This is a genomic window from Bacillus sp. 22475, assembly GCF_052044835.1.
Lineage (GTDB): Bacteria > Bacillota > Bacilli > Bacillales > Bacillaceae_G > Bacillus_A > Bacillus_A cereus.
In genome coordinates, this window is record NZ_JBQENW010000025.1 from 64,089 (window position 1) to 71,937 (window position 7,849).

A 7,849-nucleotide genomic window follows, 5' to 3' on the forward strand; every position below is an offset into this window, starting at 1 on the left:
AAAGATTGATAAAAAAAAGGTATAGGTACACAGAGAGTGATAATTGTATTAGAATATGATCGAATTAAAGTCTTTTAAATAACGAATAGCACAACAGATTTCATTAAAATTCACATGTACAAATTGATTTAGAAAATCCATGTATTAGCTTGATTACGTGAATTACAATCTTTATTGTCCTCTTAATGGATGTGTGATGAAACCCCTTGATGGAATAATGAATGGTTTTTCATCATGTAATTCATTTAAACTAGCTTTGCCATAGAATTCTAATCACTTATCTACTAAAAAGGAACCTACCTTTTTAGTAGATTCCTTTTATAATTAGAACAAATTTGAAGTTAGGTGAATAAGGAGATTATCCTCTTTCCATCGCATGCTGTTTTCATATATACTTTCGTTGTATAACAAGAAATTTTTATTTGAACCAAAAACCTCTAAATTTTAGTTAATATAATTTTTTTAAACACGTTATTTTTTTACTAGCAGACAATAATACTATTGAAAAAATGCATGTTCCCAATAATATAACTATAAAATACAACAAAGAATCTATACGATATAATTTTGAGAAGAGGATAAGAAATAAGCCGTGTGACACATACATGAGAAAACTCAATGGTCGTAAAATGTGGTAACTCGAATGATTTTCTAAATTCACATTCAATAATGTCATAAATAGAAAATAAACAGTTGGTACTAGCATAAACCACATGCCATTTCCTTTAGTAAAGGCTAAATGTTGCACATTAAATACTTCAAATGTTAGTAACACAAATGATAGAAATAAACAACCTAGATTATATTTTTGTGAACTTTTCCTTTTCGAATAAACAATGTACATTCCTAGGCTTACAAAAAAACTACCAAAAAATAAGCCATTTCTTGTTGTTAAAAATATAGTGTAGTACCAAGAAAGAAAATCCTTTGAACCTAATATATCGAAATAAGATTGAAAAATAGTACCACAAACAAAAAGTATGAGAGTGATTCCCAGCACTATCTGAGGTTTACATAATTTAAATAATACAAATGAGAAAGTCATTGCAAAAATTAGGCCAGATAGATACCAAAGTGTGTAGTAACTACCTTCAAACAATGTTTTTTGAACATATACTAACCAATACCTCCACGACTCTCCACTTTTAACCCAACTATACATTTGTAATGGGAAGTATGTCAGTATCCATGCAAAATAAAGTGTTACGAGTCTACTTACCACTGATATTACTTGTGGTAAGTCATCTTTGATCGAATGGTTTACGCGGATCTTTTGAGCGAAAAAAAATCCAGATGTTACAAAGAAAAATGGAACGGCTATACGAGCTAATACCGAAACTAAAAAATAATTACCGTCCTGTGAGTAATGATAAAGTGGGTCCGTGTGAACAGTAATTACTAAAATTGCTGCAATAACTCGTGTTATATCAATGGCAACATACTGTTTCATTTATGCAGACCTTTTCTATATACTTAGAAGCCATTCCTGATAAAACACCACTATACGTAATTATTTTAAAATCCACCCAATCGCCAACAACAAAGTTTTGTAAGCTATTTGTAACATCTATAATGCAATGATCACTACTTCCACCCTCAACAGTAATATTTTCATCAATAGCTTGTAAGCCATTGATATCTATATCTTGCTTTCCAATAGCAACAATTGCTCTTTTACGTAGACCTTTATCACTTGGAGAAATAGGCTTTCCAAATGCATTCATATAAGCTCGTTCTCCTCGAGGTAATGATGGCTTAGTTTGAAGTTCGATAATTTCTGCGCGAAGTCGGATGACATCTGTTTCCCAATTATCTAACTTTTGGCCGTACGCTATTTCTCTCCCTAAAAATACAGATTGGTTAATTCGTAAATTATTAATACCTTTTGGGACCATTCCATCATTTAGCATTTGTAAACTACTAGAATTTCCACCTGATACAATTGGTAATGGTATATTGTATTTATCACGAATTTTTTGCGCTAGATCCGCTATGAAGCCATAATTTTCTTCTGTCGGAATAATTCCACCAAAACAGGTTAAATTCGTCCCAATTCCAATTAGATTAATCCCTTTCATTTGTAAAACTTTTGATATGGTATAATGAATCTTTTTTTCATCTTCATACCATATCCCTTCTCTAAGGTCACCGACATCAATCATGAGGATAACATTGTGTTTTTTGTTCTGTTGTTCCGCTACCTCTGAAAGCTTTTCTATTATTTTCAGCTCAGAGTTTAAACTGCAATGAGCATATTGTATAACCTCATCAATTTCACTATATTTTGGTGATCTTAATAGCATTTTTTCAATTGGCAAGTGACTAAGCTTTTTCAAATTTTCAATTCGAGAATCAGCTAACGAATCGACTCCAGCTTCCATTAATGCTTTAGCAAAATCTTCATTACCGCAAACGCCTTTCGTAATACCTGCGATAGAGATATTATACTGGTGTGCTTTTTTTACCAATTCTGATACATTTTTCTTTACTTTATTTATATCTATTTGTAATTGAGGCTTCATAGGGTCACCCGCTGCTCTAACAGTTCAATTAATTTTTCAAATCGTAAATTTCTTGAAGCTTTAAATAAAATAGTACATGGTTCTTTTGTATACTCAATAATATCCTCAATTAATTCTCTTTCTTCTTTAAAATGTATGGCTTGGTTTGGCAGAAATTCCTTTTGTACCCTAGCAATCGTGTGAAATGTTAATTCACCATATCCAAAAATTGTATCTATCTTAGCTCGTTTTACATACTCACCAACTTGTTCATGTAGCATTCTATCCTGACTTCCCATATCTAACATATCACCCATCACAAAAAGCTTTCTAGAGCCAACATCTAATGAGGCAAGGGTATCTATAGCTACTCTTACACTTTCTGGATTGGATTTATATGTATCATTAATAATTGTTATGTTACCAATTTGAATTACTTCATTACGTTGTGAAGATAAAATTACATTATCTAACCCCTGTTGAATCCATTTATCTAGCATATTAAGATATTTCGCTACACTAATAGCTACTAAACTATTAACAGCTTGATGTTCCCCTATAAGTGGTAAACGATACTGTGCACTACTATGTGAAACTGTAAATGCTATGGAAGATGAGAATGTCCTACATGAAGTTAGATAGATGTCATTGATCTCGCCTACCCCAAAAGTACATTTTTTATGGGGATAATTTTTCGCCTCTTCAACTAGTAAAGAATGATCACCATTGAAAAAAAGTATACCTTCTGGATCTAGTCCAATCATCATTTCCATTTTTTCTGATGCAATGTTCTTTAGTGATCCAAGATTACTTAGATGTGCATGACCAATATTCGTGATAATACCGATATTGGGTTGGACCATTTTACTTAGAAATGTAATATCACCTATACGCCCCATCCCCATCTCAATTACCGCCATTTCTACATCTTCTTTTAACTCCAGCAAGGTTAATGGAACACCAATTTCATTATTGTAATTCCCTTGAGTTTTTTGGGTTTTATAACTAATAGATAAAATACTATGCAGAATATCTTTTGTGGATGTTTTTCCATTACTACCCGTTATACCAATAAAAGTAGCTTTTAGCTGTTGACGATAAGAAGCTGCTAATTGCTGTAGTGCTACTGTTGTATCATCTACAAAAATAACAGGTATGTTAGTTGGATAATTGGGTTCTCCTTTTTTCCATAATGTTGCTGCGGCTCCTTTTGTAATAGCTTCTTGAATAAATTGATGCCCATTACTATTTGGGCCAATAATTGGGATAAATAAGGAACCGTCTACAAGATTTCGCGAATCAATTGAAACGCCTTTAATTACAACATTTTCACCTGTAAAATAACTTTCTTTGATCATATTAGTAACTTCTGATAAGGTCCTTGTAATCATAAGATAGATCTCCTAAATTGAATGTTATTTTTTTTCTTGTGTTTTAATAAGCCTAAATATATTAAACGATCTAACAACTCGGAATATTTAATACCATCGGTTTTATCAAATAACAGGGGGAACATGCTATGTTTTGTAAAACCTGGAAGTGTATTAACTTCATTTAAATAAATCGTATTTCCTTCTGTAACAAAAAAATCTATTCTCATCAGCCCTGAACCTTCTAAAGCTGTATAGGCTTCTTTCGCATATTTACACAACTGTAAATATGTTGTATCCGGAATAAGTGCTGGAATTTGTGGCGTCAAATGATCATCTTCATACTTATCCTCAAAATTAAAGAAGGTTTGTTCTCTTTTCCATTCTCCTGCTAAGGAGCAATGTATCTCCTCATTTCCTATTACGCCAACAATTACTTCTTTACCTACTATTTCTTTTTCAATAAGAATTTTATGGTCATATAAAAAGGCAACTTCAATAGCTTGTACTAATTCTTCTTCATTTTTACAGTGGCCAATCCCTATGCTAGAACCCATGTTTGAAGGTTTTACATAACATGGGAATCCAATTTGTTTAATAACCTTTTTTATACAGTGCATTTTACTGTAATTATATTGATTTTCATTGAAATATACATACGGTGTTTGTGGGATTAGATGCTGAGCAAATACTTTTTTAGACCAGACTTTGTCCATTCCAACAGCAGAGGCTATTACATTGTTTCCAACATATGCGATGTTTAACATTTCTAGCATTCCTTGTAACGTTCCATCTTCCCCATAGGTACCGTGTAATACTGGAAACACAATACTGTTTTCATCTATTTCTTGTAGAAATTCACACATTGATTGTCCCGGATTTTCTTTTGTATCCATAATTAATTGGGGTTTCAATACTTTTTCATTACATATTAGCCTTGGTTTGCTCCACTTTCCTTCTCGTGTAATATATACAGCAAATACATCATACTGATTTTTATTTAATTCATTTAATACATTTAAGGCTGATTCTAAGGAAACCTCATGTTCAGCAGATTTACCACCATACAGCACGAATACTTTATGTCTCATTTTTTTACCTCCGAAAATTTAATAAGCCTAAAAAATCTATGATTAAGCAATGTTTTGTTCACATTGCTTAATCTTTTTAATAAATTCTTTGTCAGCCCTTTTTTCTTAACTCACCTTGAGTTTAAAGCAGATTATTTAAATTAAATGAAAGATAAATTAAAGATTTTATAAAGAAATAGGAAACTTCTATATAAGAAATTTCCTATTTAAAAAATCACATCTATTTTTTAAAAGTATATAGAACCTTAATAAGGTCTACTTTTATGTAGCTACTCTAAATAATTGATCAATGAACTTACTTTAACTTTTTTAATTAATAAACATCGTCTCTATTCCCTAAAAAAAGAATAGATTTCAACCAGGGATCCCGCCTCACCCTTAGCAAACGAAGCTTATATAAAATCTTTTTTTGAGAGGAATTTATTTTTTGAAAACTAGTAAGAGTATTTTGTTAAAACGTAAGCGTAAGCCTTACTTCTTGGGTATTAAGCGTATTTTCCCAACCAAAAGTTTCATACTTAACGTACAGAACACATGTTTATTTGTGTCTAAGCGTACAAATTTCTTTTTGGATATGGTGACCCCTTGCCCATCAAGCTAAAAGAATTAGTTACCCCAAAATAATAAAAAAGAGTAAAATGCACAAAATTTCCGTTTTGGAGGTATTTGCTTTTCTTAACTTGATGGTGATGTGTAGTAACCCCCAAAACCATAATTTTCTTTTTCGGAAAATCTGAAACTTGAATATGATTCAAAAGATGAGCAGAACACATAAAAACGTCTCTAGCATTTAAATGAGCTAGAGACGTTTTTATGTGTTTTATTCATATTAATTTCAAAGACTACAATTTGATATTTCTATATCGTCTTTTTGCCAAATGTCAACTTTAAATTCTACTGAAAATTAAACAGCCCGATGAACCTTATGCTTATCTCTAGCTCTGCACTAGAACCATTTAATTTTTAAGATTCATCTTCAAACTGACTATTGTATAGACCCGCATAGAATCCTTTCTTTGCAATCAATTCTTCATGATTACCACTCTCAATAATGTCTCCGTCTTTCATAACCAAAATCAAATCGGCATTTCTAATTGTTGAAAGTCTGTGTGCAATCACAAATGATGTTTTACCCACCATCAATTTATCCATTGCTTCTTGAATAAGCGCTTCAGTACGAGTGTCAACCGAACTAGTAGCCTCATCTAAAATTAGTAACGGGGCTTTTTTACCATGGCCCTTGCAATAGTAAGAAGCTGTTTTTTCCCTACAGATAAGCTCGCTTTATCATTTAATACTGTATCGTAACCTTTAGGCAAATTTCTAATAAAATGGTCCAAACCTACTGCCTTACAAGCCGCAACTACTTCTTCATCAGTTACATCTACTTTGTTATAAATTATATTGGTTCTGGTGCAAAAACTTAAGGACGATTGCAATGAATCTATAAATCTTGGACATACTGTTACTATTACTTTAGAAATTGTGTGTGATTGGCATGGAAAAGGATAATGTATTCAAATGGAAGCATTATCAGCCTGATATTATTTTGTTAACGGTAAGATGGTACCTACGGCACAATCTCAGTTTTCGTGATTTGGTGGAAATGCTAGAAGAACAGGGTTTATCCATTTCTCATACAACGATTATGCGTTGGGTTCATCAGTACGGTCCTGAATTGGACAAACGAATCCGTCGTCACCTCAAACAAACAAATGATTCTTGGAGAGTCGATGAAACATATATCAAAGTAAAAGGTCAATGGATGTATCTGTATCGTGCTGTTGATTCGAAAGGAAACACAATTGATTTTTTCCTAAACAAAACAAGAGACCAGAAGGCAGCAAAGCGCTTTTTCAAGAAAGCTTTGCGGTCTTTTCATGTTTCAAAGCCACGTGTTATAACAGTCGATAAGAACCCGGCTTATCCTATAGCAATTGAACAGTAAAAAAAGAAAAAAGCATACCTGATGGTATGCCACTTAGACAACAAAAGTACTTGAATAACATAGTAGAACAAGATCATCGTTTTATAAAGAAGCGAATCCGTTCCATGCTAGAGTTCAAATGTTTTGACACAGCTACATCCATTCTTTCTGGAGTAGAAGCCATGCATATGATTAAAAAAGAACAGCTTAATTTACGGGACCAGTTTGTCCAAAATCAGAAAGAATTCATCCATCAATTGTTTGGACTTTCAGCATAAGATACGATTTCGTTAGGAATATATGCGCTTTATTCTCTTTTGTTTTCTTTTGTAAAAATTTAATTTGTTGTTTTTATAACGGTTGGGATTACTCTTGTGAACTACCCGCCACTTAACGTCCTAGCGGACTGTTTGAAGTGGGGGCTTCTCGGTTAGTCGTTACTTTTGGTAGCTAACGAATTCGTCCTAAGACAGCCGAGCTAACTCCCTTGTTCCAAGGGTTATTTTATTGCTATCTATGCTAACGCTAATAGGCGTATTGCTTCATTTTTGATATTGATAGCTGCGTTATAATCTCTATCGAGATTTACACCGCATATACAAAAATAGACTCGCTCAGACAATGACATATTTTTCACATTTCCACAACTGCTACATGTTTTTGTGGAAGGAAACCATTTGTCTATTTTCACAAGCTGTTTGCCTTGTTCATTTAGTTTATAAGCTAAGAAAGAAGTGAACATACCCCAAGCATTATCAGCGACGTTTTTTCCAAAATGAAGTGCTTGCGATATTCCCTTCATATTTAGATTTTCAATAGCTACAACATCAAAATGAGTAGCTAACTCTTTAGACTTATGGTGAAGGAAGTTCTTACGTTGGTTTGCTACTTTTTCATGCAGCTTAGCTACACGGATACGTTGTTTATTCCAACGCCCTGAACCTTTTGTACGTCTTGATA

General features: G+C 32.8%; 5 protein-coding genes and 2 pseudogenes. 1 reads left to right on the forward strand and 6 read right to left on the reverse strand.

Features of this window, described 5'->3' with window-relative positions; all coding sequences use genetic code 11:
• Positions 1 to 448: 448 nt before the first annotated feature.
• The 5 genes and pseudogenes from ACTJJY_RS25685 to ACTJJY_RS25705 all read right to left on the reverse strand — a co-directional run.
• Positions 449 to 1,450, reverse strand: a complete 1,002-nt coding sequence (locus ACTJJY_RS25685) for an acyltransferase family protein (protein ID WP_440606921.1) — start codon at positions 1,448 to 1,450, stop codon at positions 449 to 451.
• Positions 1,428 to 2,522, reverse strand: a complete 1,095-nt coding sequence (locus tag ACTJJY_RS25690; protein WP_440606922.1) for an alanine racemase — start codon at positions 2,520 to 2,522, stop codon at positions 1,428 to 1,430. The genes ACTJJY_RS25685 and ACTJJY_RS25690 overlap by 23 nt, the downstream gene beginning before the upstream one ends.
• Positions 2,519 to 3,892, reverse strand: coding sequence for a UDP-N-acetylmuramoyl-tripeptide--D-alanyl-D-alanine ligase (locus ACTJJY_RS25695; protein WP_440606923.1), 1,374 nt, complete (start codon positions 3,890 to 3,892; stop codon positions 2,519 to 2,521). The genes ACTJJY_RS25690 and ACTJJY_RS25695 overlap by 4 nt, the downstream gene beginning before the upstream one ends.
• Positions 3,889 to 4,962 carry a D-alanine--D-alanine ligase family protein gene (locus ACTJJY_RS25700; protein ID WP_440606924.1) on the reverse strand — a complete coding sequence of 358 codons (1,074 nt, stop codon included), beginning with the start codon at positions 4,960 to 4,962 and terminating at the stop codon, positions 3,889 to 3,891. Before ACTJJY_RS25700 ends, ACTJJY_RS25695 begins: the two co-directional genes overlap by 4 nt.
• Positions 4,963 to 5,925: 963 nt before the next feature.
• Positions 5,926 to 6,374, reverse strand: a pseudogene (locus ACTJJY_RS25705) (ATP-binding cassette domain-containing protein); the annotation flags it as partial.
• 86 nt (positions 6,375 to 6,460) lie between these two features.
• Here ACTJJY_RS25705 and ACTJJY_RS25710 point away from each other — a divergent pair.
• Positions 6,461 to 7,167, forward strand: a pseudogene (locus ACTJJY_RS25710) (IS6 family transposase).
• 236 nt (positions 7,168 to 7,403) lie between these two features.
• On the opposite strand, the gene ACTJJY_RS25715 reads toward ACTJJY_RS25710, so the two are convergent.
• Positions 7,404 to 7,849 (reverse strand): RNA-guided endonuclease InsQ/TnpB family protein (locus tag ACTJJY_RS25715; protein WP_440606925.1); only part of this gene is annotated, 446 nt, incomplete at its 5' end.